Origin of the sequence: Pseudofrankia inefficax (assembly GCF_000166135.1) — a bacterium.
Lineage (GTDB): Bacteria > Actinomycetota > Actinomycetes > Frankiales > Frankiaceae > Pseudofrankia > Pseudofrankia inefficax.
Map to the genome: position 1 here is coordinate 5,326,038 of NC_014666.1, position 26,939 is coordinate 5,352,976.

General features: G+C 72.2%; 30 protein-coding genes. 8 read left to right on the top strand and 22 right to left on the bottom strand.

What is annotated here, in order from left to right; genetic code table 11:
* Positions 1-70: 70 nt before the first annotated feature.
* From FRAEUI1C_RS21570 to ahpD, 4 genes are all read left to right on the top strand, one after another.
* The gene (locus FRAEUI1C_RS21570) at positions 71-670 is read left to right on the top strand and encodes a TetR/AcrR family transcriptional regulator (protein WP_013425464.1); all 600 of its coding nucleotides are present in this window, start codon (positions 71-73) and stop codon (positions 668-670) included.
* A gap of 138 nt (positions 671-808) precedes the next feature.
* Positions 809-1,429, top strand: a complete 621-nt coding sequence (locus FRAEUI1C_RS21575) for a hypothetical protein (protein WP_013425465.1) — start codon at positions 809-811, stop codon at positions 1,427-1,429.
* A gap of 47 nt (positions 1,430-1,476) precedes the next feature.
* The gene (locus FRAEUI1C_RS21580; RefSeq protein WP_013425466.1) at positions 1,477-2,052 is read left to right on the top strand and encodes a peroxiredoxin; all 576 of its coding nucleotides are present in this window, start codon (positions 1,477-1,479) and stop codon (positions 2,050-2,052) included.
* Complete coding sequence (gene ahpD / locus FRAEUI1C_RS21585; protein ID WP_013425467.1) at positions 2,052-2,591, top strand: alkylhydroperoxidase, AhpD family; 540 nt, start codon at positions 2,052-2,054, stop codon at positions 2,589-2,591. Before FRAEUI1C_RS21580 ends, ahpD begins: the two co-directional genes overlap by 1 nt.
* A 99-nt stretch (positions 2,592-2,690) precedes the next feature.
* On the opposite strand, the gene FRAEUI1C_RS21590 is transcribed toward ahpD, so the two are convergent.
* The 7 genes from FRAEUI1C_RS21590 to FRAEUI1C_RS21620 form a co-directional block, all read right to left on the bottom strand.
* Positions 2,691-3,254, bottom strand: coding sequence for a TIGR03086 family metal-binding protein (locus tag FRAEUI1C_RS21590; RefSeq protein ID WP_013425468.1), 564 nt, complete (start codon positions 3,252-3,254; stop codon positions 2,691-2,693).
* Positions 3,251-3,844 carry a TetR/AcrR family transcriptional regulator gene (locus FRAEUI1C_RS21595; protein WP_013425469.1) on the bottom strand — a complete coding sequence of 198 codons (594 nt, stop codon included), beginning with the start codon at positions 3,842-3,844 and terminating at the stop codon, positions 3,251-3,253. The genes FRAEUI1C_RS21590 and FRAEUI1C_RS21595 overlap by 4 nt, the downstream gene beginning before the upstream one ends.
* An 11-nt stretch (positions 3,845-3,855) precedes the next feature.
* Positions 3,856-4,308: a hypothetical protein gene (locus FRAEUI1C_RS21600; RefSeq protein WP_013425470.1), complete on the bottom strand. Its 453-nt coding sequence runs from the start codon at positions 4,306-4,308 to the stop codon at positions 3,856-3,858.
* Positions 4,305-4,739, bottom strand: coding sequence for a MarR family winged helix-turn-helix transcriptional regulator (locus FRAEUI1C_RS21605; protein WP_157735002.1), 435 nt, complete (start codon positions 4,737-4,739; stop codon positions 4,305-4,307). The genes FRAEUI1C_RS21600 and FRAEUI1C_RS21605 overlap by 4 nt, the downstream gene beginning before the upstream one ends.
* A gap of 73 nt (positions 4,740-4,812) precedes the next feature.
* Positions 4,813-5,592, bottom strand: coding sequence for an SDR family NAD(P)-dependent oxidoreductase (locus FRAEUI1C_RS21610; protein ID WP_013425472.1), 780 nt, complete (start codon positions 5,590-5,592; stop codon positions 4,813-4,815).
* A gap of 449 nt (positions 5,593-6,041) precedes the next feature.
* The gene (locus FRAEUI1C_RS21615; protein WP_013425473.1) at positions 6,042-7,085 is read right to left on the bottom strand and encodes an alcohol dehydrogenase; all 1,044 of its coding nucleotides are present in this window, start codon (positions 7,083-7,085) and stop codon (positions 6,042-6,044) included.
* A gap of 105 nt (positions 7,086-7,190) precedes the next feature.
* Entirely contained in the window at positions 7,191-8,036 is an 846-nt protein-coding gene (locus FRAEUI1C_RS21620; RefSeq protein WP_013425474.1) for an enoyl-CoA hydratase/isomerase family protein, read from the bottom strand.
* A 121-nt stretch (positions 8,037-8,157) separates the two neighbouring features.
* Here FRAEUI1C_RS21620 and FRAEUI1C_RS21625 point away from each other — a divergent pair, with 121 nt between their 5' ends.
* Complete coding sequence (locus tag FRAEUI1C_RS21625) at positions 8,158-8,757, top strand: TetR/AcrR family transcriptional regulator (protein WP_013425475.1); 600 nt, start codon at positions 8,158-8,160, stop codon at positions 8,755-8,757.
* Between the two features lie 137 nt (positions 8,758-8,894).
* On the opposite strand, the gene FRAEUI1C_RS21630 is transcribed toward FRAEUI1C_RS21625, so the two are convergent.
* From FRAEUI1C_RS21630 to FRAEUI1C_RS21675, 10 genes are all read right to left on the bottom strand, one after another.
* Positions 8,895-9,344, bottom strand: coding sequence for an SRPBCC family protein (locus FRAEUI1C_RS21630; protein WP_013425476.1), 450 nt, complete (start codon positions 9,342-9,344; stop codon positions 8,895-8,897).
* A gap of 184 nt (positions 9,345-9,528) precedes the next feature.
* Complete coding sequence (locus FRAEUI1C_RS21635; RefSeq protein ID WP_013425477.1) at positions 9,529-10,149, bottom strand: TetR/AcrR family transcriptional regulator; 621 nt, start codon at positions 10,147-10,149, stop codon at positions 9,529-9,531.
* A 63-nt stretch (positions 10,150-10,212) separates the two neighbouring features.
* Complete coding sequence (locus FRAEUI1C_RS21640; protein ID WP_013425478.1) at positions 10,213-10,806, bottom strand: carboxymuconolactone decarboxylase family protein; 594 nt, start codon at positions 10,804-10,806, stop codon at positions 10,213-10,215.
* 82 nt (positions 10,807-10,888) lie between these two features.
* A complete protein-coding gene (locus FRAEUI1C_RS21645; RefSeq protein WP_041259589.1) occupies positions 10,889-11,083 on the bottom strand; it encodes an SDR family NAD(P)-dependent oxidoreductase in 195 nt (64 codons plus the stop codon).
* Between the two features lie 86 nt (positions 11,084-11,169).
* A complete protein-coding gene (locus FRAEUI1C_RS21650; RefSeq protein WP_013425480.1) occupies positions 11,170-11,913 on the bottom strand; it encodes an SDR family NAD(P)-dependent oxidoreductase in 744 nt (247 codons plus the stop codon).
* 34 nt (positions 11,914-11,947) lie between these two features.
* Positions 11,948-13,138 (bottom strand): cytochrome P450, encoded by a 1,191-nt coding sequence (locus tag FRAEUI1C_RS21655; protein WP_013425481.1) that lies wholly within the window; start codon positions 13,136-13,138, stop codon positions 11,948-11,950.
* Positions 13,139-13,260: 122 nt separating this feature from the next.
* Positions 13,261-14,751, bottom strand: a complete 1,491-nt coding sequence (locus FRAEUI1C_RS21660) for an aldehyde dehydrogenase family protein (RefSeq protein ID WP_013425482.1) — start codon at positions 14,749-14,751, stop codon at positions 13,261-13,263.
* A 22-nt stretch (positions 14,752-14,773) separates the two neighbouring features.
* Positions 14,774-15,595, bottom strand: coding sequence for an SDR family NAD(P)-dependent oxidoreductase (locus FRAEUI1C_RS21665; protein WP_013425483.1), 822 nt, complete (start codon positions 15,593-15,595; stop codon positions 14,774-14,776).
* Positions 15,592-16,509, bottom strand: coding sequence for a 4-phosphopantoate--beta-alanine ligase (locus tag FRAEUI1C_RS21670; protein WP_049806969.1), 918 nt, complete (start codon positions 16,507-16,509; stop codon positions 15,592-15,594). Before FRAEUI1C_RS21670 ends, FRAEUI1C_RS21665 begins: the two co-directional genes overlap by 4 nt.
* A gap of 17 nt (positions 16,510-16,526) precedes the next feature.
* The gene (locus tag FRAEUI1C_RS21675) at positions 16,527-17,606 is read right to left on the bottom strand and encodes a dihydrodipicolinate reductase (RefSeq protein ID WP_013425485.1); all 1,080 of its coding nucleotides are present in this window, start codon (positions 17,604-17,606) and stop codon (positions 16,527-16,529) included.
* A gap of 167 nt (positions 17,607-17,773) precedes the next feature.
* Here FRAEUI1C_RS21675 and FRAEUI1C_RS21680 point away from each other — a divergent pair, with 167 nt between their 5' ends.
* The gene (locus tag FRAEUI1C_RS21680) at positions 17,774-18,424 is read left to right on the top strand and encodes a TetR/AcrR family transcriptional regulator (protein WP_013425486.1); all 651 of its coding nucleotides are present in this window, start codon (positions 17,774-17,776) and stop codon (positions 18,422-18,424) included.
* Positions 18,425-18,441: 17 nt separating this feature from the next.
* Here the strand turns inward: FRAEUI1C_RS21680 and FRAEUI1C_RS21685 are convergent, their stop codons facing one another.
* The 3 genes from FRAEUI1C_RS21685 to FRAEUI1C_RS21695 all read right to left on the bottom strand — a co-directional run bounded on the left by FRAEUI1C_RS21685 (position 18,442) and on the right by FRAEUI1C_RS21695 (position 21,821).
* Positions 18,442-18,894: a hypothetical protein gene (locus FRAEUI1C_RS21685; protein ID WP_013425487.1), complete on the bottom strand. Its 453-nt coding sequence runs from the start codon at positions 18,892-18,894 to the stop codon at positions 18,442-18,444.
* Positions 18,895-19,060: 166 nt separating this feature from the next.
* Positions 19,061-20,962: an FtsX-like permease family protein gene (locus FRAEUI1C_RS21690; protein WP_198318615.1), complete on the bottom strand. Its 1,902-nt coding sequence runs from the start codon at positions 20,960-20,962 to the stop codon at positions 19,061-19,063.
* A gap of 88 nt (positions 20,963-21,050) precedes the next feature.
* Entirely contained in the window at positions 21,051-21,821 is a 771-nt protein-coding gene (locus FRAEUI1C_RS21695; RefSeq protein WP_013425489.1) for an ABC transporter ATP-binding protein, read from the bottom strand.
* Between the two features lie 261 nt (positions 21,822-22,082).
* On the opposite strand from FRAEUI1C_RS21695, the gene FRAEUI1C_RS21700 reads away from it, so the two are divergent.
* Complete coding sequence (locus FRAEUI1C_RS21700) at positions 22,083-23,174, top strand: YeiH family protein (protein ID WP_013425490.1); 1,092 nt, start codon at positions 22,083-22,085, stop codon at positions 23,172-23,174.
* A 14-nt stretch (positions 23,175-23,188) separates the two neighbouring features.
* Positions 23,189-24,112 carry a LysR family transcriptional regulator gene (locus FRAEUI1C_RS21705; RefSeq protein ID WP_013425491.1) on the top strand — a complete coding sequence of 308 codons (924 nt, stop codon included), beginning with the start codon at positions 23,189-23,191 and terminating at the stop codon, positions 24,110-24,112.
* 30 nt (positions 24,113-24,142) lie between these two features.
* Here FRAEUI1C_RS21705 and FRAEUI1C_RS21710 read toward each other — a convergent pair whose 3' ends face one another.
* Complete coding sequence (locus tag FRAEUI1C_RS21710; protein WP_013425492.1) at positions 24,143-24,631, bottom strand: MaoC family dehydratase N-terminal domain-containing protein; 489 nt, start codon at positions 24,629-24,631, stop codon at positions 24,143-24,145.
* Between the two features lie 108 nt (positions 24,632-24,739).
* A complete protein-coding gene (locus tag FRAEUI1C_RS21715) occupies positions 24,740-26,656 on the bottom strand; it encodes a CocE/NonD family hydrolase (protein WP_041259592.1) in 1,917 nt (638 codons plus the stop codon).
* Between the last annotated feature and the right edge of the window lie 283 nt (positions 26,657-26,939).

A 26,939-nucleotide genomic window follows, 5' to 3' on the forward strand; every position in this document is an offset into this window, starting at 1 on the left:
CATGGCAGAAACTGCCAAGGTGACGTGACGCAGGAGACGATGAACTCTGAGCGCCAGACAGGAGGGGGTCATGACCGCCGGCTTGACGGAACGGAACAAGCTCCGGGCGCGGCGCGAGATGGCCGAGGCCGCCGGTCGGCTCTTCCTGGAGCGGGGCTACGACGCGACCACAGTCCAGGACATCGCCGACGCGGCCGGCGTCTCCTCGCGCACCTTCTTCCGCTACTTCCCCGCGAAGGAGGACGTCGTCACCGCCCTCGCCAGCGCCTCGATGGACGACGTGATCGACCACCTCGGCGGGCGTGACGAGAACGAGACCCTGCGGTCGGCGGTGACGGCGATGTTGCACGCGGTCCTCGCCCCGGTCGGCGACGCCGCCGACCGGGCGCGCCGCTTCCAGTTCCTGTTGCGCGAGACCCCGGCGCTGCGGGGCCGCTGGCTGGAGGAACGGCGCAAGAGCCGCGACCGGCTCGCCGACGCGCTGACTCCCTGGTTCGGCGCCGACGTCGACCCGATGGCCTCTCGTCTGGTCGCCGGCACCGTGCTGCTGGTTCTCGACGAGGTGATGAGCCGGTGGGCCGACGACCCGTCGCTTGCCCATCCGCTGGGCCTGCTGGACGAGGCCCTGCGCCTCCTGGGCGAACCCCTGCTCCCTACCAGCGGGCAGTAACCGCCTCACCGTAACCGGCACAGCAGGCACCCGCACGCCCGGATGACCTTGGCCACAGCCCTGTGACCCGCGAATCTTCTCGGTTAGGTTAGGAAAACCTAAGAAGGTTGACCCCTAGCGAAGGACGCGGTGGAGCAGATGACGGGCCTTGCCGGCAGCGGTGCCACCTCCCTGCTCCACCCCGAGCTCGTGGCTGCCGCCCGCGCTCTGACCGGCTCGGCCGACGACGGCTGCCTCGTGCGGTGGGGTGGCCAGGTCGCCCACGGCCTGCGCTTCACCGGCGGCCACGCCGCTCCCTCGCCGAGCCTGGCCGCGTCCCAGCCGGCGTCGGCCGCCGAGGCACCATCCACGCCTCCCTCGGCCGCCGACCACCGAACCACCGGCCTCGAGCAGATCGCCGGTCCGGACGCCGGCTGGCTGTCCGAGGCCACCGGACGCCTGTTGCTGCTCGCACCCGCCACGATCGGCCGGTCGCTCGGGCACGGCGACCAGGCCTGCCGGTTCCAGTTCTGCGGGCCGACCGCCGAGGGATCGACGTGGGTGTCGGTGGCGCTCGGCGGCTGGGTGGGCGCGGTGCCGGAAGCCGACACGGACCGGCTCGCGGCCCACTTCGCGCGGCGCCATCCCACCACCGACCTGTTCGACCTCGGCGACCGCTGGGCGTTGCTCCAGGTCGAGGTCGTCGAGGGTTTCGTGCGCACCGAGCGCGCCGGCGCGCACCTCGACGGCGACGACGCCCGCGCGCTGCTCGCCCGCTGACCGCTTTGTCGACCCCAACCCGAATGACCGAGAGGACGCCCACCCCGATGCTCACCGTCGGTGACACCTTCCCCACCTACGACCTGACCGCCGTGGTCAGCACCGACCCTGACACCGCGTTCGTCCAGGAGTCCTCCGCCGGCCGCCCGGGCCAGTGGCGCGTCGTCTTCTTCTGGCCGAAGGACTTCACCTTCGTCTGCCCGACCGAGATCGCCGCCTTCGGCCGGCTCAACGACGAGTTCGCCGACCGCGACGCCCAGGTGCTCGGCGTTTCCACAGACAGCGAGTTCGTCCACCTCGCGTGGCGGCAGAACCACGCCGACCTGCGCGACCTGCCGTTCCCGATGCTCGCCGACATCAAGAAGGAGCTCACGACGGCCGCCGGGGTCCTCGGCGACGACGGCGTCGCGCAGCGGGCGACCTTCATCATCGACCCGGCCGGCGAGATCCAGTTCGTGATGGTCACGGCGGGGAGTGTCGGCCGGAACCCGAACGAGGTCCTCCGCGTGCTCGACGCCCTCCAGACCGACGAGCTGTGCCCCTGCAACTGGCAGAAGGGCGAGAGCACGCTCTCCGTCGGAGGCAGGATCCCCGCGCAGGGGAAGGTCGAGGTCGGCGCCTGATGGGCGTCGCGGCCCTGCGCGCGGCGCTGCCCGAGTACGCCAAGGACCTGCGGCTCAACCTCGGGTCGGTGACCAGCCAGACGCACCTGACCGAGCAGCAGCTGTGGGGCACCGTGCTGACCGCCGCCCTGGCCAGCCGCGGCCGGACGGCGCTCGCGGAGCTGAACCAGGAGGCGCGTGAGCACCTGACCGACGAGGCCCACCGGGCGGCCAGGACCGCGGCGGCGCTGATGGCGATGAACAACGTCTACTACCGCTCGCTGCATCTTCTTGAGGACGAGGAGTACGACCGGCTGCGCGCCGGCCTGCGGATGAACGCGATCGCCAACCCGGGCGTCGACAAGGTCGACTTCGAGCTGTGGTCGCTCGCCGCGTCCGCGGTCAACGGCTGTGGCCGCTGCCTGCAGGCCCACGAGCACGAGCTGCGCGGCCGGGGCGTGCCTCGCGAGTCGATCCAGGACGCGCTCCGGATCGCCTCCGTGGTGCACGCCGTCGCCGTCACCCTCGAAGCCGAGGAGCTCGCGCCGGCGGCGGCCTGACCCAGCCTCGCCCGTCACCCGTCGGTGGATGACCGCGGCCAACGCCCGGTCGCGGTCGTCCACCGCTCCGGGCATGGGCACGCCGGCCCGGACTGGGAGTCAGACGGTTCGCCCGGTCGCGGCGAGGAGCTGATCCTGCGGCTCGGTGCCGGCGGGAACGGGACGGGCCGCCACGTACATGCCGGTCGCCGCGAGCTGGTCGCCGAGAGCCAGGACTCCGGGAAGGATGGCCGCCACGGCGTCCTGGTCGAGGCGGACCGTGTGACCGGTCGCGCGGGCCAGGTCCCAGGCGTGTACCAGGGGTTCGATCACCGCCAGGGTCAGGATGTCGGCGGCACCGCGTGGTCCCAGCGGGGTGGCCGTCCGCGCGGTCGGGTCGACCGCTGCCAGGACCTGCTCGATGGCCCGACGGGCCGCCTGCCAGGCGGCGGCCGGCTCGGCGCCGGCGAGCGCGCCCGGCTCGGCGGCCGGGGGGCGAGGCCCCCTGCCGGTCAACAGTGCCTCGATCTGCCGCTGCCCGTCGATGAGATGGCCAAGCACGTCGCGCGCCGTCCAGGGCGGGCATGGTGACAACGAGTCCCACCGGTCGGGCTCGACGCGGGCGACCACCTCGTCGACACCGCGCAGCGCGCGTCGGTAGTGGTCCAGCGCGGGGAAGGTCATCGGTCCTCCGTGGAGTCTTCCAGCAGGGGTCGCACGGCCCGCCACGCTCCGGCCGCCAGCTCGTCCGCCGCCTCGCCGAGATTTCCAGCTGTCGTTGCCGCCAGTTGACGGCGGGCGTATTCCTGGGCCGGGCCGATCCACAGCGCCAGCACCACCGCCAGCCCTGGGGTGCCGGTCCAGCCGTGCTCGCGCAGCCAGGACGCGACGTCCTGGAAGAACCGCTGGTTCTCGGCGACGGCGACCGGGTCGAGCCCTGAGCGCAGCACGTCGGGCGGCGTCGTCAGGAACAGCCGGGCGAGCGGCCGATCGTCCTGCAGCCACCGCAGATGCCGGATCACCACCCGCTCGATCCCGACGCGACGGCCGGTGGCCGCGCGCAGCTCGGCCGTCAGCGCCGACTGATGGTCGCAGAGGCCGGCGGCGATCACCGCGCCCCCCAGCGCCTCGCGGGTCGGGAAGTAGTGGAACAGGCTGCCGTTGCTGACCCCGGCGCGAAGCCGCACCGCCTGCAACGACGTCGACTCCCAGCCCTGCTCGCCGACATACGCGAGCGCCGCGCGAACGATCTGCTCTCGGCTGTCACTGGCCATGGAGTGACACTCTAGAGCAAGACTCCAGTCCCCCGTTCGTGCGGGCGGCCCCGATCCCAGGGGAAGGGCTCGAGGTCGGGCTCGACCCAGTGGGTGCGGGCCGGGGAGCCGGCGAGCGTCGTCGCGCGGTAGAAGCGGGTGAGCAGGCGTTTGTCGAGCAGGACCGGATGCGCGTCGATGAAGCCCTCGAAGTCGGCGGCGGCCCGCGCGGTGGCGTGGTGCGCCACCAGCTCCACCCAGGCCCGGCTGACAGTGGCGTGGTACTTCCGCGGTGCCCCGGCGTGGAGGGCGGCCTGCTGGATCCCGTCACTGACCACCCGGACGGCCGCGGGCATGCCGACCCGGCGGATCGCCAGCCAGGTCAGGTGAAGGTGGGCGCGGTGATCGAACTGCCCGGTCGTGCCGGTCACCTCGGCCATCAGCTCGTCGAACAGCCCGGTCGGCCCCTCGCCGTCGTGCGTCACGCGGGCACCTCCGCCAACGCGCGCAGAACCGCGTGGAAGCCGGCGATCGCGTCCGGGGGCAGGTCTACGAGGGCCCGCCGCTCCAGGTCGGCGAGGGCCTCGCGGATCGTGCCGGCGACCAGCCGACCGGAAGCGGTCAGTTCGACGACCACCACCCGCCGGTCCCCCGGCCGGGGGCCGCGCGTGACGTGGCCACGCCGTTCCAGCCGGTCCAGCAGGCTGGTCAGCGTGGTCGGGCGGGTCCCGGCGGCGGCCCCCAGCTCGGAGATGGTGCGGCCACGGCCGTCGGCCAGGATGGCCAGGACGTTGATCTCGGAGGCGGTCAGATCGAGGTCCACCAGCGTGGCGGCAAGAATCTGCAGCGTGACATGGGTGGCTCGCTGAAGAGCGAGCAACGCCGACCCCTCGGCCGGCCCGTGAGAAGTATCCACGATTTCGGACTATACGATTTCGTAGCAACTAGCGGAACCCCGCGGCGGTGGGACGGCCACCAGCACCCGCCGGCTACCAGGTGGTGATCATGCCTCCGTCGATTCGGATGTCCGCGCCGGTCATGTTGGCGGAGGCGTCGCTGGCCAGGAGCAGGACGGCGGCGGCGATCTCGTCCGGCCGGGTGAACCGGCCGGTGAGCATCCCGGCGGCCGCGGAGTCGACGATGTCCGACGCGGTCGCGCCCTGCGCCGCGGACAGGTGCGCGGCGACGCCGTCCGCCCCGAGCCACAGGTCGGTCGCGACCGGTCCCGGGCTGATCGTGTTGACCCGCACGCCCTTCGGCCCGACCTCCTTCGACAGCGCCTTGCAGAAGCTGCTCAGCGCCGCCTTCGCCGCGCTGTAGTCCATGACGAGCGGATCGGCCAGCGTCGAGTTGACCGAGCTGATCGTGACGATCGAGCCACCGCCCGCCGCGAGCATCGCCGGCAGGACGGCGCGGCTGGCCCGGACCGCGGCCATCACGTTCAGCTCCCAGGTCTGCTGCCACATCTCGTCGGTGATCGCGGCGAACCCGGCCAGCCGGGTCGGCGCCGACCCGACGTTGTTCACCAGGATGTCCACCCGCTCGCCCGCCGCGGCGACCAGCCGGGCCGGGCCGTCGGGCGAGGACAGGTCGACCCGGACGGGCGTCAGGTTCCCGCCGGCGGCGAGCTCGTCGAGCTCGGGCGAACCACCCCGCGCGCCCGCGACGACGGTCGCGCCCTCACCCACCAGGGCACGCGCGACGGCCAGCCCGATCCCACGGCTCGCCCCGGTGACGACGGCGGTACGGCCTTCCAGACCCAGCTTCACAGGCACTCATCTCCTACGCGGGGCCGCGGCGAGTACGGCCACCTCCTGGGACGAAAGCTAGCCGGGCACCGGGCGGCCGGCTTCCGTCACATGGCTCATTTCTCGACGCGGGCCGCCCGGCCCCGGCAACCTGATCCGGCAGACCGACGCACCCGGCGGCTGCCCCCTCTGGAGCGGCCACCCGGGCGGACCCGCCGCCGATTTCCATACCAAGCTGGCGATCAAACCCGCCTCCAGGCGCGGTCAGAACCCATGATCGCCAGCTTGGTATGCGAATGGGCGTCCCATGACTGCTTTGCGCCTTTTATCCATACGTGGTTCGCGATCAAGGTACGAGAGCCGTCCAGGCGGACTGGAAGATCAGCGTCCGGGTATGGAAATCGGCATCTCGTCGAGAGCCGAGGCTCGTAAGCGGCTGCGGGATCTCCGGCATCCCACGAATGGTGTGGTCACAGGCCGGTGGTGAGGACCATGCGGTAGCGGGCGTCGCCGGACAGCATGCGGTGGTAGGCCGCGTCGGCCTCGTCGAGCGGGCGGGCCTCCGTCATCGCCCGGACTCCGGTGAGCACGGCGAACCGCATGGTCTCCTCGACGTCCCGGGCCGTTCCGGACGGGTGGCCGTGCACGGACCTGCTGTTGCCGATGAGCTGGAGCGGGCTGACCTGGATCGGCTCCGGCGTGACGCCGATGACGGTGAGCTCGCCGTTGTGGCGCAGGCCGTCGATGGTGGCGCTCATGGCCGTGGAGCTGGCCGCGGTCGCCAGCACGACCTTGGCCCCGCCCAGCGCCTGCAGCCGCTTGGCCACGTCGCCGGTGTTGCTGTCGAGGTAGTGGTGGGCGCCGAGCTTCCTGGCCATGTGGCCCTTGTCGGGGCCCCGGGCGATGGCCACGGTCTCGAAGCCGAGCTTCGCGGCGAACTGCACGCCCAGGTGGCCGAGCCCGCCCACCCCCAGCACGGCGACCAGGTCACCCGGCCCGGCCGGGCTGCGGCGCAGCGCGTTGAACGTGGTCACGCCGGCACAGCCCATCGGCGCCGCCTCGACGGCGGTCAGCCCGTCGGGGATGCGCGCCAGCGCCGACGTGGGAACGACGACGGCCTCGGCGTAGCCGCCCGGGTAGGCCCAGCCGGGAACCTGCATGAGCGCACAGTGGATGAAGTCGCCCTCCCGGCACGCGACGCAGAAGCCGCAGTTCCCGCCGAACCAGCCGACGGCGACGCGTTCGCCCGTGCTCCAGCCTTCGACGTCGTCGCCGACCGCGTCGATGCGTCCGGCGATCTCGTGCCCGGGCACCAGCGGGAACGACACGCCGGGGAACGCGGCGTCGACGAACCCGGAGTCCGAGCGGCAGACGCCGCAGGCCTCGACGGTGAGGCGGACGTGGCCCCGTCCCGGCTCGGGCAGCTCGTTTCTGACGATGCTGAACGAGCCACCCGGCTCGGCGACCTGCGCGGATCGGAAGGTCAACAGCTTGGCGGACGTCTGCGTCGGCATGGCCAACCTCTTCCCGGCCCCGGGGAGGCGAGAACATGCCGTCCGGCCTCGAACCCCGGCGCGGTGAACCCCGGTGCGGTGGCCGCCGGCGCGCGCAAGCCGGGTCTAGCCGACGAGCCCGTCGGCCCGCATGCCGAACATCTGGTGGGCGAGGCCGAACCCGAGGTCCTGGACGAGACGGCGCTTCCACGGGCGTTGGGCGATGGCGTGGGTGAGGCGGCGGGCCGCGCGGGGGGCCTTCATGATGGCCTCGGCGAGTTCCCAGGCGCGGGGCAGCAGACGGTCGGCGGCGAGCACCTCGTTGACCAGCCCGAGCTCCAGCGCCTGCTGGGCCCCGATGGGCTCGCCGGTGTAGAGGTGGTAGGCGGCGCGTTTCGTGCCGATGAGCTCCTGCAGGGTGAGCTGCTGCCCGTCGCCGGGTGCGGCGCCGACCAGGAAATGCGGGTCGACGATGGTGGCGGCCGTCGACGCCAGGGTGATGTCGCAGAGCAGGGCGAACTCGGTGTGGGCGACGCTGGGACCGTTGATCGCCGCGATGGTCGGGATCTCGATGCCGAAGACGAAGTTCTCCAGCAGCTTGGTCGCGTCGTAGTAGGTGTGCTCATAGGCGAAGTCCCTGGGACGCTCGCCCTGCCTGAGCCTGGCCGCCGCCGCCGCGGGGTCGGTGACGACCGGGTCGGGGACCCCCAGCCACCGGTCACCGGTCCCGGTGATGATCAGCACCTCGTTGTCGGGGTCGTTGCCGATCTCCTGCCAGGCCTGGGCCCAAGCGTTGTGGACGGCGAAGTCGAACCGCGCCGGGCCGCCGTCGGTGTGCATCCGCAGTTCGAGGATGCCGTCCCGGCGGTGCATGACGAAGTACTCGGCGTACTTCTCGGCGTAGACCTCGAAGCTCGGCCGTGGCACATAGCCGCCGGCCTGGGCATGCCACTCGTCAAGTTCCCGCGGCATAGAACGATCACCTCGCGCGCTCGTGGGGGCACCGGAGTAGCCTCGGGCCATAACCGAAGCGGTGCTCCCATTATGCGTAACGGTGCTTCGCTTAGCAAGACTCCGGGAGAAGGGCCCTGTGATGGATGAGGCGACCCCTCGACACGTCGGGCTTCCCGTGCGGGCCGACGGCCGGCGCAGCCACGAGCACCTGCTGGCCGCGGCCCAGGCGACGTTCGCGGACCAGGGGACGGACGCCTCGCTGCGGGAGGTCGCCCGCCGGGCCGGCGTCAGCATCGCGACCCTGTACCGGCACTTCCCGACCCGAGAGGCGCTGCTGGAAGCACTGCTGCGGCACGGGTTCGACACGCTGCGCGCCCGGGCGGCCGAGCTGCTCACCGCCGCCGACCCCGGCCAGGCCCTCGTCGTCTGGATCGGGGAGCTGGCCGCGGCGTCCACCCGCTACGACGGCCTGCCCGCCTCCGTCCTGCGAGCCCTGCACGATCCCGGATCCAGCCTGCACCACTCCTGCGACGGCCTGCGCACCGCGGCCGCCGACCTGCTGGCCCGCGCCCAGCGTTCGGGCGCGATCCGCGCCGACCTCGACCCGGGCGAGCTCATCGCCACGGCCTACGCCATGGCCTGGGCCGCCCGCCAGGCCGGCCGCACCCTCGACACCGGCGACCGGCTCCTGACCCTCCTCGTCGAAGGACTCGCCGCCCGCCCCCAGCCGGCCGTCTAGCGCCGGGTGGGGGCGGGTCGGACCGCCGCCGGCATGATCGCCACCCTCGCCTCCGCTGGTCGTGAATCAGCGCTGATCGCAACCACCTGAGGGCCGAAATCGCGATCACGGCGTCCCTTCGGCCTGCGGCCTCGTCGTCAGTTCCAGCGGCTGATCTCTCCGTGGGGATAGGCGGCGAACTGGCCGCTTTCAGCGCCGGTCTTGAGGCTGGTGAGGTAGCTGCCCCAGTTGGTGCTGCACCCGCTCATGAACTCGCTCGCCTCGCGCCAGCCGGTGTGGGCGAACAGCAGCGTGGTGGCGTCCTCGCCGCGCGGGCGCAGCGTGAAGGTGATGCGTGTCCCGACCCAGGAGTCCGGGCCCTCCACCACGTGCCAGGTGATCTCGTTCGGAGTGACGGTGACGATCCGCATGACCGCGGCCGGCTTCTCGGCGGCGCCGAAGTAGACGCCGACGGTCCCGCCGATCTCGGCGCTGCCGTCGAGCGGCCGGCCGGTCCACCAGCGGGCGATCCCGTCGGCGGTGGCGATCAGCTCGTGCACGCGCGCGGTCGGGGCGTCGATGCTGATCCGGTGCAGGATGTCGGGCATTTTTGGGTCCTTCGCTGCCAGGCGCCGACCAGAAGGTCGGCGGCGGGTGTCGACGCGCCCGAGCCGGGCCGGCGCATCCGCAGCAAGGACGAACGACCGGACGCCAGACGGACACCCGCGCCGGGAGATTTTCGAGGACCTGGCCGGAGGGCGCAGACGGACCTGCTGATCCCTCTCCGGCCGGCTACCGCCCCGCCGGGGAATCCGGCTCCGCGCCGCGCGTACTCGAAGGCTCCACCTTGTCCAGGTAGCCCGCGAGGAAGTCGACGACCTCGGCGTGGGAACCCGACATGCCGACGGCCTGCTCCATCAGAACCATCCGTGGGCTGCTGGTCAGGAGGAAGACGAGTATCTCGGGAGACACCGGTACCAGCGCGGACGTGTAGTCGTTGCCCGACCTGGCCATCGCGGCGAGAGTCAGCTGGCGGACCTGTTCGCCCACCGCGGCGATCTCGGCGCGGATCGCCTTGCGATGGTTCGCGAGCGCCATGAGCTCCGCGATGAGCGCCGCCGAGGTCTTGTTGTTGGCGAACTCCCAGATCGCCCGCAGCGGCTGGTCGGTCTCGAGCGCACGGACCAGCGCTCCCACGGTCTGCTCGGACCGGCGCCGGACCAGGGCCAGGAACAGGTCGTCCAGGGTCGGGAAGTAGTACTGGACCAGCGACGGGGTCATCCCGGCCTGGGCCGCCACCACCCGGTACGTGACGGCGGCATATCCCTCGGCCAGCATGAGCCGCTCGGCCGCGTCCAGCAGGTCGGCGCGCTTCGCCGACGTCTCGGTACCGACCCGTCGAGGCCTCGTCACCCAGCACCCTTCACAACCCAGGTATACCTTCCGCCCGCGGCACTCCCGCGGGCTCGGCGCCGCTCACGGGGCGCCAGAGTTCTTCAGGTACTCCGGGATGCGTGGGTCGGGTTCGAGGTCGAGCGAGTTCATCATCCAGGCCATCGTCTCGTAGCAGCCGGTGACGAACAGGATGTCGAGCAGCTTCCGCTCGTCGAGCTCGGCGCCGAGCGCGGCCCAGGTGCGGTCAGAGATGACGCCATCGTCGATGAGCTCGTCGACGGCCCGGATGAGCGCGGCGTCCAGTGGTTCCAGGAACGGGGCGTTCGGGCCGTAGGCGACCCGCGCGATCTCCTCGTCGGTGAGCCCAGCGGCCCGGGCGGCGAAGACGTGCTGGCCCCACAGATACCGGGACTGGCGCCGCGCCGCGACCCGCAGGACGAGGATCTCGACCTCACGGATCGGTAGCTCGGTGTCAAGCAGCGCGTAGCCGTTGAACGGGAGAAATGCCTTGGCGAGCACGGGATGGCGGGCAAGCGACGCAATCGCGTCCCGCCCGGACGGCCGCCGGTCCATCTCCGGCGCGGGCCGGCCCCGGGTCGTCGGGTCGATCGCGGTCAGCGCCCGGACCACGTCGGCGGGCCATTCTCCCGGCGGCAGCGGTGCGATTCGTGCCATCGAAATGCTCCTTCGCGGGTGGTTCTCGTCGAGAACATCGGACTCTTCGCGCCGATCGCGGCTCACGGGCGCGCGGCCGCGGTCACCAGCGAGCCGGGGCACGTTGGCCGAAATCCTCGACTTCTCGCGCGGTGGCCGCCAGCGGCTCCGGCGGGCGCGCCGCGAGCACCACGTCGGCGCCGTACTCGGCCAGCGCCAGCGCCGAGGCCCGGCCGATTCCCGTGCCGCCGCCGGTGACGACGGCGACCTTCCCCGCCAGTGAGAATCTGTCGTTCACAGTTTTCCGGATTCGCTCCGTCGCTTCACTTGCTCCGCGGCCGTCCTCGTCCCTCGGACGACCACTCCACTCGCTCTCTCCTGCGCTCACAGAACCGCTCCCCCGTTCGGCGCGATGACCTGTCCGGTGATGTAGGCCGCCGCGTCCGAGCACAGGAAGGCGCAGGTCGCGGCGACGTCGTCGGGAGTCCCCACCCGGCCCGCCGGGATCATTCGGGCGATGACGTCGTTCCCCGGCAGTTTTCGGCTGCTCTGCTGGTCACGCAGCAGCGGCGTGTCGACCGCGAACGGCGGGATCGTGTTGGCGGTGACGCCTCGGCCGGCGTATTCGAGCGCGACGGCCTTGGTCAGTGCGATGACGCCACCTTTCGTCGCCGAGTAGTGACCCTGGCCGACCGTGCCGGTCTGCCCCGCCGCCGACGAGATCGTGACCACGCGACCCCACCCGGCGGTGACCATGTCCGGGATCGCGGACTGCACGCAATGGAAGGTGCCGGTGAGGTTCACCGCGACGAACCGGTCCCACAGCGCGGGCGAGATCTCCTCGAACGGCGTGAACCCGGAGACCGCGGCGCTGGTGACCAGGACGCCGATGGGACCGAGCTCGGCGCGGACCCGTGCGAACGCGGCGTCGACCGACGCGCGGTCCGCGACGTCGGCCTCGGCCGCGAGGGCCGCCGCGCCCGTGGCGCGCAGCCGGCGGGCCGCGTCCTCGGCGCCGGCGCCGTCCAGGTCGAGGACCGCCACCCGCTGGCCGGCGGCGGCCAGGTGCCGGCAGATGGCCAGCCCGAGCCCCGAACCGCCGCCGGTGACGACAGCCACCCGTGCCATGGCATCCGTCTCCTTCCGTGGGGACATCTCGCGGTCAGCCGGTGACGGCGGGCATGGAGTCCCAGCCGCGGACGGTGGAGGTCGGCGCCCGGCGGGCGGCGGCCAGGTCGACCTCCCAGGTCGGGAAGCGTCTGAGGACTTCCTCAAGGGCGATCCGCCCCTCGAGACGGGCGAGACTGGCGCCCAGGCAGAAGTGCGCCCCATGGCCGAAGGTCACCAGCTGGCTGAAGTCGCGGTGGATGTCGAACCGGTCCGGGTCGGGAAACACCCGCTCGTCGTGGTTGGCCGAGGCCAGCATCAGCAGCAGGGCGCTCCCCGCCGGCACCGTCTGGCCGTGCAGGACGAGGTCCTCGGTCACGCAGCGGGCGACGTGCGGTCCGGGCGGCTCGACGCGCAGCAGTTCCTCGACCGCCCGCGGGATGAGGGCCGGCTCCGCGACCAGCTCACCGCGCTGATCGGGATACTCGGCGAGCAGCTTTCCCATCCAGCCGAACAGACGGCTGGTCGTCTCGACGCCGGCACCCGCGATCACCCCGACGAAGATCTGGACCTCCTGGCGGGTCAGCCGGCGGACCTTGCCCGAGTCGTCGGTGAACTCCAGCGTCAGCAGCTCGGTGATGATGTCGTCCGACGGGTTCTTCGCCCGCCAGTCGACGTACTCGGTGTAGTTCCCGCCTCCGAAGTACTTCTCCTTGGTGACCGGCAGCGGTTTGCCGGGCTCGTTGCGCAGGGCCCGCTGGGCGGTCGAGCGCAGCGACGGCTGCTCCGTGTCCGGAATGCCGAACAGCATGCCGATGGTGCGCATCGGCAGCTCGGCGCCGAGGTCGAGGACGAAATCGAACCGGCCGGCGCCGACCAGCGGGTCCAGGCAGGCGGCGCAGAACGCCCGGACCTTCTCCTCCAGCGCCCTGATCTTCCTGGGGGTGAACATCCGCGAGACCAGGGCCCGGTGGATGGTGTGCAGCGGCGGGTCCTCGTTGATGAAGATCCCCGGCGGCATGTCCGGAGCGGCCTGGACGACCTCCAGGATGTCGCCCTTCGTCGAGGTCAGCCGCCTGAGGTCCTTGAGCGCGGCGACGACGTCGTCGTAGCGGCTGAGCCCCCAGAAGTCGAGGCGCTCGTTGCGGTACAGCGGCGCCTCGTCGCGCAGCCGCCGGTAGACGGGATACGGATCCCTGTCGATCTCGACGTCGTACGGGTCGTAGTACAGATCGCCTGCGCCCACGTGCCTGACCTCCCCTGGACATCGTTGTACGAACGTACAGCATCGCGCCATACGTTCGTACAAAACGCTCGCCCAGGGCAGCCGCGAGGGGACCGCCCGAGGTCCCGCCCCGCCGGCCGGCGTTAGCCGATGCCCTCGCTGATGATCTTCACTTCCGTGTACTCCTCGAAGCCGAGGGTGCCCATCTCGCGGCCGACGCCGCTCTGCTTGTAGCCGCCGAACGGCACCTCGCAGCTGAAGTACATGCCGCCGTTGACGTTCACGACGCCCGACCGGATCTTCTCCGCGATGGCGCGGGCCCGGGCCGGGTCCGCGCTCTCGACCGTGCCGGCGAGCCCGAAGATGGTCGAGTTGGCGATCCGGATCGCGTCGGCGTCGGTGTCGAACGGGATGACGACCAGCACCGGGCCGAAGATCTCCTCCTGGGCGATCCGGGAGGCCGGGTCGACGTCGGCGAAGATCGTCGGCTCGACGTAGTAGCCGCGTTCCAGGTGGGCGGGCCTGCCGCCGCCCAGGACGAGGCGGGCGCCCTCCGCCTTGCCGATCTCGATGTAGTCGAGCACCCGGTCGCGCTGCCTCGCGTTGATCAGCGGGCCCATGTAGGTGCTCGGGTCGGCCGGGTCGCCGTACGGGATCGAGCGGAAGGCGTCCGCGACCTTGGCGATCATCTCCTCGTAGCGGGAACGCTGGACCAGCAGCCGGGTGTTGATCGAGCAGCCCTGCCCGGCCTGCGACAGCGACTGGTAGGCGATCATCAGCGCGTTCGTGTCCACGTCGGCGTCGTCACACTGGATCCAGGCCGACTTGCCGCCGAGCTCCAGGAAGACCTTCTTGACCGTGCTCGCGGCCGTGGCCATCAGATGGCGCCCGACCCCGGTCGAGCCGGTGAAGCTGATCAGGTCGACGCGGGGGTCCTCGGCCAGGATCTGGGCGACGGCGTTGTCCGAGGTGGGCACGACGTTGAACACGCCCGGGGGCAGGTCGGTCTCCTCGACCGCCAGACGGCCCAGCGCGGTGGCGTTCCAGGGCGTGTCCGGGGCGGGCTTGAGGATGACCGTGCATCCGGCGGCCAGCGCGAACGCCGCCTTCGCCAGGTTCACCTGCATCGGGGCGTTCCACGGCGTGATCGCCGCGACCACGCCGACCGGCTCGCGGTACTGGCGCCGGCGGCTCATCCGGCCCATCGACTCGCCGACGCCCAGCTCCCGGACGAACTCGTAGCGCTCGGCGAGGTCCGCGGCATAGGTGATGTTGTCCAGGGCACGGGCGAACAGCGGCACGTCCAGGCTGACGTTCGTCGCGCCGACCTCCGCGCGGATCGTCTCGCGCAGCTCTGGCTCGTGCCGTAACAACGCGGCGTGCAACTGGCGTAAGCAGCGGACCCGCAGTTCCACGTCGGTCGCCCAGGCGCTCTCGTCGAACGCGGTCCGAGCGGCGGCGATCGCCGCGCGCATGTCCTCGGCCGTCGCGTCGGCCGCGACCCCGATGACCTCCTCGGTCGCCGGGTTGATGTTCTCGTAGGTCCGGCCGCCGGACGCCGGGCGCAGCTCGCCGCCGATGAGCAGGCGCTCCTCGACGAACAGGCCGGAGGGAGTGATCACGGGTGTCGACATGGGTGCTCCTCGACGGTGCTGGTCAGCGGTCGCTGGTGGACGACTTGAGGTTGAAGCGGGGCAGAGTCGGCTGGAAGCCGGTGGCTCCGCCGTCGACGGTGATCTGGGTTCCCGTCACGTACTTGGACTCGTCGGAGGCCAGATAGACCGCGGCGGCGGCGATGTCGGCCGGCTCGCCCAGGCGCGGGAGCACCAGCATCCCGCGGATGACCTGCATGTACTCGGGGTCCGCGAGCAGCCTGCGCATGCCCTCCTCGCCGGTGTAGATGAAGCCGACGATGATCGCGTTGGCGCGGATGTCGTCGGCGCCGTAGTCGGCGGCGAGCTGGCGGGTCAGCACGTTCACGCCGCCCTTCGCCGCCTGGTACGCGGGCCGGGACCGCAGCGAGCGCAGGCTGGACGACGCCGAGATGTTGACGATCGAGCCGCCGCCCGCGGCCCGCAGGTGCGGGACGGCGTACTTGCAGGCCCACATCGTGCCGTTGAGCGCGGTCCGGACGATGTAGTCCCAGTCCGCCGTGTCGATCTCGTCGACGTGGTTGTCGCGGCCGCTCGCCGTCACGTCGGTGGCGGCGGCGCTGTTGACGAGCGCGGTGATCGGCCCGTAGGTCTCGACGGCCGTCGTGACGGCGCGGGCGACGTCCTGCTCGATCGAGCTGTCCGCGTGGACGTAGGTGACGGCGTGGCCGTCGGCGCGCAACGACGCCGCGAGCTCCTCACCGCGGAGGTCGTTGCGGCCCGTGAAAGCGACCGCCGCGCCCTGCTCGGCGAACATCTTCACGATCCCGGCGCCGATTCCCGCGGTCCCGCCGGTGACCAGCGCGACCTTTCCCTGAAGCCTCATCGCGCCGTTTCCTCCGTGTCATTCCCGGCCCCGACCGCGCCCACCTCGCCGGCCGGAACAGCGGCGGCCTGACGGGAGACGGTGATACCGATGTTGTCGACCAGCGGGGTGTCTCCGAAGGTCGCCGAGACGAGCAGCCGGACCTCGCCGTCCAGCACATCGAGTGGGCGCAACGTGTCCGCCTCGACGGCGTGGACGTAATCCACCGACGCGACGGCGGCTATCCGGTCCGCGATCCGGCCGGTCACCACCTTCGCGGCGCGCTCCCCCGCGTCGACCAGCTCGACGGCCTCGGTGAGCGCGCGGTAGATGACCGGGGCGGCGGCACGATGGGCCGGCGTCAGCCGGACGTTGCGGCTCGACCGCGCGACGCCGTCCGGCTCACGCACCGTCGGGCAGCCGACGACGGTGGACGGCGAGAGCAGATCCTCGGCCGCCCGCTTGAAGAGGACGAGCTGCTGCCAGTCCTTCTCGCCCGAATAGTTCGTACACGGACCGGCGATGTTCAACATGCTGACCACCATCGTCGCGAGGATTCCCGCGTGGTCGGGCGCGAGCAGGCCGGGCAGGTCCGGCACGAGCTCCGGCTGGGCCAGGAACGTCACCGGGGGCCGCGCGTACAGGTCATCGCGCCGCATCACGTAGAAGAGGTCGACCCCGGCGGCCGCCAGCAGCTCGGTGTCCCGGTCGACGTCGCGTTCGTAGATCTGGACCGAGGCCGGTGCCGCGTCCACGCTCATGACGCCGGCGTAGAAGAGGGCCACCACGTCGTTCTCGCGCCGGGCCCGTTCCACCAAGGACAGATGGCCCTCGTGAATGGCGCCGCTGGTGCCGACCATGCCGACCGTCCGGCCGGCGGCCCGGTGCGCGTCCAGCACCGCCCGCGTCTCGCGGTAGCTTTCCAGCGTCCGCATCACGCCCGCGGGCGCGCTCACGGCCGCCCCGCCGCCGGCTTCGCCCGGGCGGCGAGGGTGGCGGCCCGCGGCGCCGGCAGGTCGAGCACCGTCTTCGTTCCCGGCTCGGCGGCGACGAGAACCGGGATGGCGTTGACCGCGCGGGCGGCGTTCAGCGCGGAGACCGGTTCGAGGTCCGGGTCGAAGGCCAGGTCGAACACGCAGGTGATGGTCGGGACCCCGGTGATCTCGACCTTCCAGTTGGGCTCGTCCTCGCTGACGCGCCAGCCGGGCGCCAGGCCCAGCCCGACCGTCTGCTCGTTGACGACCTCGTAGAACGGCACGTCTCCATCCGCGCCGGTGTACGCCGTGAACGTCCACCGGGCGCCGGCGATCGTGCCCTTCCTGACGTCCAGGCCGCTGGGATGCAGCACGGTGTCCTGGAGGGCGGCGGCGTACTCCTTCTTGGTCACCTTCACGTCGACCAGCTCGAAGCCGAGACCGGCGGCGACGATCTCGGCGGACTGGCGGATGCCCCAGATCCAGCCCTGGTCGGCCTCGGTGGGCGACTGGTCCTCCGGCACCGGCAGACCCATGCCGAGCGCGCCCTGAAGCTGCTGGGCGGCCGGGTAGTGCGGCACGTAGTCGCTCTGCCAGCAGCGGATCTTCTCGACCTGGCCGGCGTAGCCGGAGACGAACAGCGGCAGCACGTCGCTGACCAGCCCGGGAATGTTGCCGCCGGCGAGGAAGGTCGAGCCGCCCTCGGCGCACGCCCGGTCGAGCGTCTCCTGGTCGGCGGGGATGAACGACGGCCACCAGCCGCCCATGCTCGAGTAGACGTTGGTGCCCGCGGCCAGGAACCGGGCGATGACCGCCGGCTCCCAGGTCAGCCCGTGCCACAGCATGCAGTCCGCGCGCAGCGCGACCAGCGCGTCGACGTCGCGCGTCGCGGCCAGCCCGATCGGCCCGATCCCGACCAGCTCGCCGACGTCGCGGCCGTCCTTCTCCTCATGGTGGACGAGGACCCCGACGATCTCCATGCCCGGTTCGGCCGCCAGCAGCCGTAAGGCCTGCGACCCGACGCCGCCGGTGTAACAGACGACAACCCGAATGCCCATGCCGCTCCTCTCTACGTCCCAGTTCTCGCGTCCCAGTGCCGGTGGTGCGCGGCCGGCTCATCGTCACCACGCCTTCCGAGCAGGTCAATCAGCGTTCAGTAAGCTGAACGCTTGTGCAGCCCAGGAGGCGCGGCGGACGCGCCAGAACCAGCGAGAGGAGCGGCCGCGTGGAGCGCGAAACCGAGGAACACCCGCCGGTCCGGCCGGACGACCTCACCGCCAGGGCGCGCATCCGCAACGCGGCGTTCGCGTTGATCGCGCAGAACGGTGTCGACGCGACGACGGTGCGCGCGATCGCGCGGCGGGCCGACGTCTCCCCCAGCCTCGTCCTGCATCACTTCGGCTCGAAGCAGGGCGTCGTCGACGAGGTCACGACCTGGGTGACCGACGTCCTCGGCGACGTCTCCCGCGATGCCGACGCCCAGGCGAGCCCGGCCGAGGCACACCGGCGCCGCCAGCTGCGGTTCGAGCGGATGACCACCGAGACGCCGCTGCTCGGCGCCTACCTGCGCCGGATGCTCCTCGACGGCACCGAGGACGGCCTGGCCTGGTTCGCCCGGGCCGTCGACGCCTCGGCCGCCGGGCTGAGCCAGCGCGAGTCACTCGGCATCGCGAGCCCGTCCGCCGACCTGCGCGTGACGGCCGCGATGCTGGCCCTGCTGGGGTTCGCCCCCGTCCTGCTGCGGCCGTATCTCGAACATGCCCTGCATCTCGACTTCGCCGACGAGAACGACCGAAGCCGCTGGCGCGCCGCCGAGACCGCCCTGCTCACCTCGGTGCTCTACCCCCAGGACGGCGAGGCGGCAGACACGGCCTGATCCCTGCCGACGGACAGCTACGCGGTCGACCGACGGCCGCCGTGCCCGGCGGTGCTGGCCGCGACCGGCCTGATCGTGGCGCCGGGAGGGCCGCCGCCTAGGGCCGCGATCCGGCACGGGATGTCGGTGTTCTCGTCCGTGAGGTAGACCGCGCACACCCGGTGGTACCCGTCGGCGATCGTCATCGGCAGGCCGGCGAACAGATCCCCGCGGACGAGCAGCACCGGCGACAGCTGCTTTTCCTTGCGGATCTTCTGGAGGTCCGCCGCGACATGGGGGTTGTCCGCCGGCAGCAGTGGCAGCAGGGCGGCCCGCAGGATGTCCTTGGCCTTCCACCGCTGTTCCGGCGCGACGCGCAGTGCCTTGACCAGCGCCTCGACCTGCGCGGGGGCCGCCAGCAACGCGAGGTAGTCCGCGGCGGCCGGGTAGTCATGCTCCTGCGGGGCGTCTTTCCAGCGGATGTCCGGCATGACCTCAGCCTCCAGTCGGGACCACGCGTGGGTGAGTATGCACGCCGTCAGGACTCGGGCTGCCGGTTGGACGGACCTGGTAGCCAGGGCGGAGACCCTCATGCCCTGGCGGCGACGACCAGTACCGGTCGCCGCCGCCTGGGCGCGGGGCCTTCGGGCCGGGCGCCTATTCGCGGGCGCCGGTGAGGCGGACCGCCGGCGTCCTGGTCGCCGCCAGCGCGGTGAGGGCGGTCGTCAGGCCGATGACGACGAGCGATCCCAGCCCGACGGCGGCGATCAGCGCCCACGGCACGCTCAGTACCGTCAGGCCGATCATGTGCCGGATGGCGGTCATGAGGCTGAACACGGTCGCGCTGGCGGTCAGGCCGCCGAGGAACAGGCCGATCACGACGACGGCCGCCGCCTCCCACAGCGCCATCCGCACCACCTGGCCGCGGGTCAGGCCGGACACCCGCGCCGTCGCGAACTCCGCCCGGCGCCCGGAGGCGGCGACGACGACCGCGTTGATCATCGCGATGACCGTGTAGACCATGGCGAGCCCGAGGAGCGCCACCATGATCTGGACGTTGATCCGCTGCTGCTCGTCCGCGTCGTGCCGGATCCACCCGGCCGCGGTGTCGACCGCGCCGCCGCTGCCGAGGCCGGCGCCGCGCAGCCGGTCCGCGACGGCGGACCGATCGGCGCCCGGCGTCACCTGGATCGTGTAGCGCCGCGGGGCCGAGGCCTCGACGCCGCGGCCGGCGGGCAACAGGAACTCCGGGCCGGAGATCGTCGCCGGTAGCCGCGCCACGACCCGCAGGTTCCGCGGCTCCCCCGCGAACCGGGTCCGCAGCACGGCGCCGACCCGCCAGTGCGAACCGACCACGGCGACGGTGTCGCCGCGCAGCTCGGCGAGGTCGCCGGAACTCAGGTCGAGCCGGTGGGTCCGGGCGTAGGCGGCGGGATCCACCGACAGGGCGTTGGCGGAGTCGTACTCGACCTTCCCGTCGTTGAGCGCGCCGAGGTCGAAGGCGACCGGGACCTCCTCGGACACCACCGCGACCCCGTCGACGGCCGCCAGCCGGGACGTCAGCTCCCGGTCGGTCGTCACGACCAGGTCCGCGCGCAGCGCGCGGGCCGTCTCCTGCCGGGACGCGACGCCGAGGGTGTCGAGCGAGCCGGCCATGCCGACGACGAACGCGAACAATACGATGACGGGGGCCGCCGTGGCGGCGCTGCGACGGGCACCCGCGCGCAGGTTCGCGTGGGCCAGCTGGCCGAGCGGCCCGACGGCGAACAGCCGCGGCAGCCAGCTCGCCGCCGGGACCAGCAGCGGGGTGAACGCCGCGACGGCGACGACCAGCACCATGGACGAGCAGAGCGCCATCGCGACGGCCGCGTCGCCGCCGACCGCCGGCACGAGCACGAGCAGCGCGATCCCGCCGGCGAGAAAGACACCGCCGAGCACCCACCGCGGGATGGTCATGAGGCGGGTGTCCCCGCCCGACTCGCGAAGCGCCTCCAACGGCCGGACCCGGGCCGCCCGGACCGATGCCACAGCCACCCCGCAGACGGCTACGACGACACCCGTGCCCACCGACACGGCTATCACCCAGGACCGCCATTCGCTGGTGAACCCGTCCGGGACCAGGTCGAAACGCGCCAGCATGGCGTCCTGCACGCGCACCACCGAACGCCCGGCCAGCACGCCGAGCCCGGAGCCGACGAGGCCCAACAGCAGCGCCTCGCCGAACAGCAGCCTGCGAAGCTGCCGGGGGCTCGCGCCCACCAGCCGCAGCAGGGCCAGCTCACGGCGGCGCTCGACGGCGGTGAACGCGAAGGTCGAGCTGACGATGAAACCGGCGACGAACGTCGCCAGGCCCAGGGTCATGCCGAGCAGCGCGATCGCGGCCGTGTAGCCGTCCCGCATGGTCTGGGCCTGGGCGGCCGGGAGCCCGGCGGGGACCTTGGCGGTCGCCGCCGAGATCAGGGTGAGCAGCGACGACTGGACGAGTGCGACGCCGAGGGCGACGGTGACGATCGCGCCGATGAAGACCTGCCAGCGGTCGCGGAAGGTACTCCAGGACATGCGCAACATGGGAGTGAAGCCTCTCTAGCCGGGCGGGCTCGGTCGTCCGGGCTCGTCGTCTGGGCTCGTCGTCAGGGGCGACGCGGGCTCACGATTCCCAGCTCGCCAGCAGGTCGGCCACCGCGTGGGCTGACGGCCGTTCCAGCCGGTCGACCAGGCGCCCGTCGCGCAGGAAGAGCACGCGGTCGGCGGTCGCCGCGGCGGCGGGGTCGTGGGTCACCATGACGATGGTCTGGCCCTCGTCGTCGACCATGGAACGCAGCAGGTCGAGCAGGCCGCGCGCGGACCGGCTGTCCAGCGCTCCCGTCGGCTCGTCGGCGAACAGCACTGCCGGCCTGGTCACCATGGCCCGCGCGATCGCGACGCGCTGCTGCTGGCCGCCGGACAGCTCCCGCGGCCGGTGCCGGGCCCGGTCGGCCAGCCCGACCGCGGCGAGCGCCTCCCGGACCACCCGCCGCCCCGGGCGCTGGCCGGCCAGCCGCAGCGGCATGGCGACGTTCTGCTCCGCGGTCAGCGACCCAATCAGGTTGAAACTCTGGAAGACGAATCCCACCGTCCTCCGGCGCAATTCGGTGAGCTCCGCGTCGGAGGCGCCGGTAATATCCTGGCCGGAAAGCACGACCTGCCCGCCGGTAACCTTCTCAAGCCCGGCCGCGCAGTGCAGCAACGTCGACTTTCCGGAGCCCGAGGGCCCCATAACCGCCGTCCACGAGCCAGCCGAGAACGCGACGTCCACGTCGTCCAGGGCTCGCACCTCCGTGAGGCGACGGCCATATATGCGGCTTACGCCACGCAGTTCGACGACAGGCGCGGACGCCAGCTCCGTCGCGGTCTCCTGGAATCGCGCTCGTACGCTCACGGAAATCTTTATAGCAGCGCAGGCGGAGCCTGACAGTAATGTAGGCGGGACCCTGCGAGGTGGGGTTTTCCCCCGCCCCGGCCGACAGCCTGGCCCGACGCCGACCAGCCGCCAGGCTCCTTCCGTTCGAGGGGCCGCGGGTGCCCGGCCGTCCTTCTCAGGTGACGAGTCCATGGTTCGCGTGGTCATAGGCGCTCCCTATGACAGTCCCTGGTAGTCGGGCGCTACCGGAGGTTCGGCGGGCGGTTGACGCTGGACTACATGACCACCGTCCCCGTCCGGGAACACCGGCCGGCCCGGCCCACACGGTTCGTGGCCGCGAGGTTCGCCGCCTCCGGCGAGCTGGGCGGGCTGACGCTCGCCGGCGCGATCGGCCTGGCCGCGACCGCTGTCGGCGCGGCCTGCCCGGTGCTCGGCGCGCCCGTCGTCGCGGTCGTCGGTGGCGCCCTGCTCAGCCCGCTCGCGCGGCGGTGGCGGGGTGTCGTTCAGCCCGGTCTCGACATCGCCCGGGTGCGCCTGTTGCGGTTGTCCGTCGTCTTGCTGGGCGCCCAGCTGTCGCTGGGTCAGGTGGCGCACGCCGGAGTGGCCTCGCTGCCGGTCATGCTGACCACGCTCGCCGCCTGCCTGGCCGGCGCGGCCCTGCTCGGTCGAGGTCTGCGGGTGGGCCGCGACCTGCGCGTCCTCATCGGGGTCGGCACGGCGATCTGTGGCGCGTCGGCGATCGCCGCCACGAGCCCGACGATCAGAGCCAGGGACCCCGACGTCACCTACGCCGTCTCGACGATCTTCCTGTTCAACGTGGCCGCCGTGCTGGTCTTCCCGCCGCTCGGGCACGCGCTCGGCCTGAGCCCGAACGGGTTCGGCCTCTTCGCCGGGACGGCGGTCAACGACATGTCCTCGGTCGTCGCCACGGCCGGCAGCTACGGCCCGGCCGCCGCCCAGCAGGCCGTCGTGGTCAAGCTCGTCCGCACCCTCATGATCATTCCGATCGTGCTGACGCTGGGGGCGCTCGTGCGCCGCCGGGAGGCCCCGGCCGGCCCGGCCGCCGCGACGCGCCGCCGGCCAGGGCGCGGGGGGCTGGTCGTCGCGCGCCGGGCCGCCCGTCTGGTTCCCGGGTTCCTGGTCGGGTTCGTCCTGGTGGCGGCGGCCAACTCGGCCGGGCTGCTCCCCGCCGCCAGCCAGGAGCCGCTGCGTCGCGGCGCGATGGTTCTCATCGCTGTCGCCCTCGCCGCGATCGGTCTCGCCACGGACGTCGCCGCGCTGCGCCGCACCGGGGGCCGGCCGCTGCTGCTCGGTCTGCTGCTGTGGGTGACGGTGAGCGTGACCAGCCTCGCCGTCGCCAGGGTGGTGTGACACGCTGTCCGGCGATGCCGCTCCCGAGCTGGGCCACGGATCTGGCGACGCTCGACCTGCTGCTGTCGGTCGCCGAGACCGGCAGCGTCGGCGGCGCCGCGCGGGCGCACGGCATCAGCCAGCCCAGCGCGAGTGAGCGGCTGGCCCGGCTGGAACGGCTGTTCGGCGTCCCGCTGCTGGTCAGGACCCGGCGCGGCAGCACGCTGACCCCGACCGGCGAGGCCGTCGTCGCCTGGATCCACCCGGTCGTCGACGCGGCGCAGGCGCTGGCCGACGGTGTGCTCTCGCTGCGGGCCGACCAGCGGGCCCGTCTGCGCCTCACGGCCAGCCTGACCGTCGCGGAGTACCTGCTGCCCCGCTGGCTGCTGGTGCTGCGACGCGGTCACGCCGACCTGGAGATCTCGGCCAGCGTCGCCAACAGCGCGGACGTCTGCGCGGCGATCCGGTCCGGCCGGGCCGATCTCGGTTTCGTCGAGTCGCCCGACGTCCCGGCCGACCTCGGCCGCCGGGTCGTCGGCACGGACGGCCTCGCGCTCGTCGTCGCCGCCCGCTACCCGCTGGCCGCGCGGGCCGACCGGGACCTGCGCGCCGGCGACCTCGTGGATGTCCCGCTGCTGCTGCGCGAGCCCGGTTCCGGCACCCGCGAGACGTTCCTGCGGGCCCTTGCCGGCGCCCTCGGGCGCACTCCGTCGATCCCCCGGGCGACCAGCCTCGGCTCGACGGCGACGATCCTGGCCACGGTCCGCGCGGGCGGCGGCGTGGGCGTCGTCAGCGCCCGGGCGGCGGCGGCCGGCCTGGCCACCGGTGAGCTGGTGCGGCTCCGGGTCGCCGATCTGGCCCTGGAGCGGCCACTGCACGCCGTCTGGTCCGGCCAGGCCCCGAGCCCCCTGGCCGCGGAGCTGATCGACCTCGCGATCAGCCTGCCGCCCTCGGACTAGCGCCGCCCAGGCCGCTCCAAGCCGGAGCGGCTAGTAGCGGATCGTCGTCCGCACTCGGGTCTTGACGAGCTCGTCGTGCTGGTTCGTCCATTCGGTCAGGACGTACAGGTAGAGGGTGAGGCCGTTGCGCCCCTGGCGTTCCTCCCAGTGGGTCAGCTGGGACCGGGTGGTGATGACGTCGCCGGGCCGCATCTTCACGCCGAACTTCTCGGTCATCCCGCCGTTGAGGGTGTTCTCGCCCTTCTTGACCTCCTGGCCAGGAACGGCGCCCATCATGACCGGCCTGGTCATGGACCAGGCGAACGGGTTGAAGTCCTCCGGGGCGATGATCCCGCCCCATCGGGTCGACCTCGCGTACTCCTCGTCCCAGTAGATCCGCGGCGGCGTCTCGTCCCAGTACACCGCGATGGCCCACTTGCGGATGTCCGAGGCGGAGATCGGGTAGGAGACCTCTTCGTCGATCCACACGCCCTTCTGGGCCTCAAGTTCAGGCGTTACCAGCGTCTCGAGGTGCGTCATCGTTTCCTTCGGTCCACGGACCCGCGGACGTTCTCCCCGCCCCGGGCGCGACCGTCGCGGCGGCAGGCCCGGGGCCGGGTGGCCGCGGGCCTGCCGGTCTCGTGCGGTTCAGGGTGCTGTCTGGACGATCGGGAGCTTGGCGGTGACGGTCAGGGCGAACGTCGTGCTGATGCCGTTGCTGGGCCGGGCATACGGGCCGTCGGAGGAGAGCAGCTCCAGCTTGGGACGGTGCCCGGCAGCGAAGGTATAGGCATTGCCGTCCAGCTGGAAACCGATGGTGCCCGACTGGTTGGCCGTCACCCGGTAAAGACCGCGGCTGACGAGGATCTGGGTCCCGGTGGGGCTGACGTCCCACAGCCGGGCGTCCAGCTGGCCATCCGGGCCGGTGTGCTGGATGGACGCGGTGACCTGGGGCATGCCGGCCAGGGTGTCCGCGTGCGTGAGAGCGGGCCCGAGGACGACGATGCTGTTCGGCTGGATCAGGGCCGGCGAGGTGGCGCAGGGGTTCGAGGTCTGCAGGGCCTGCGAGAACAGCGAGCCGAACTGGGAGCTGCCGCCGCCGCCCAGGATGGACAGCAGGCTGGACGGGTCGACGGTGCCGTTGACGAGGCCGGTGAGGACGTCACCGACGGTGCCCGGCAGGATGCCGATCACCGGGTCCTGGCCGACCTGGCCGAGGTAGTTCAGGCCGCTGGAGGTCGTCGACTGCGGCAGGGTCAGGCTGAAGCTGAGCGTGCCGGGGTGCGCGGCGCCCCAGGAGGCCGCGGTGATCGGCGCCGGGGTGGCGCTGCCGGCGGGGCAGGACATCGGTGACAGTGCCACCGAGCCGGGTGCCGGCCCGGTGCCGGTCCCGCGCAGCTTGGCGTCGAAGAACGCCGAGCCGGCGTCGACCAGCCGGTCCACCACGTCCGAGCGGTTGCTCGCGCCCGGGTGCCCGGTGTCGGCGAGCTGCAGCGACACGTCCGCGCTCGGGCTGGCCGCCCGGGCCTGGTTGAACAGGGCCAGGCCCTGCTGGGCACCGAACAGGTTGTCCGTCCAGCCGTTCTCGATCAGCATCGGCGTCGGCGCGCCGGGGATGCCCGTCGTGCCCTTGTACTTCAGCGCCTCGACGAGGCCGGTGACGGCGCTGCCGGAGTACGGCTCGCCGGCGAGCAGCGTCTTGTACCAGGTCGTCAGGTCGGCGCCGGGATCCGTGCCGGCGGGCGCGACCTGGCCGAGCAGGTCGGTGATCAGGTAGAGGAAGCTCGTGTAGGACAGCTTCGACACGCCCACCGGGGAGGTGTCGGCCGCGTAGCTCGGCGGGGCGGTGTCGGTGGCGCGGCCGTTCGGGACCAGCGCGGTGGCCAGGTCGGCCCAGCCCCAGCGCGGGTAGGACGCGGCGATGTGCAGGGGCGCGCCCGCCGGGCTCGTCCACGGGGCGAAGCCGCCGCTGGGCAGCTCGATCCGGTTGTTCAGGAACGCGAGCTGGGCCGCGGTGCCACCGCCGTACGAGATGCCGGTGACGCCGAGGGCCGACGGGTCGGCGACGCCCTCGTCGACGAGGGTTCCCAGCAGTTGCTGGATGTCGCGTGCCTCGTAGCGGGCGTCGTCCAGGTGCACCCATCCGGCGGCGCAGCCGGCGCTGGTCTTGGACGCCGAGCCGCAGGAGTTGCCGAAGCCGCGGGCCGTCGGGGTCACCACCGCGTAGCCACGCTGGGCGTAGTAGTTGGTGTTGTAGTGGTAGGTCAGGGCCTGCGAGCCGGTCGCGGAGGTGTCCTCGAACGCGGTCTTGTCCTCACCCAGGCCGTGCATGATCACGATCGTGGGGAACGGCCCGGACCCGGTGGCCGGGAGCGTCACGTCAACGTCCAGCGGAGTGCCGTCCCAGGACGCGACTCGCCCGCCCAGGTCGGCGGTCGGGCAGAAACGCACCCCGTTCTGCGCCGTGCAGGCGTGCCCGAACGGCGTCACGTCCGCACGGGCCACGGCCGTGTCCAGCACGACGGCCAGGCTCGCCGCGATCGCGCTCGCGGCAACCGCTCCCATCACTCTCCATAATCGTCTCATCACGCAACGTCCTCCCAGTGGGCCTACGCCCGTTGTTACCTACCGGTCAGTAGGAACCGTGGGACGGAAGGATGCCACGGGGATTGCGCCTATGTCACCCAAAAGGGGGTAGAGGCCGACATGTGCGCTGGTCAGGCGCACGGCGGTTAGGGAAGGGCGACGCGACCGGTCAGCGCGAGGCCACGGTGAACGCGCTTCTCGCCCGGCGTCCCCACCCAGGAATCCGCGGCGTGTAGATACTTCCGAGCCACCAAAGCGAGAT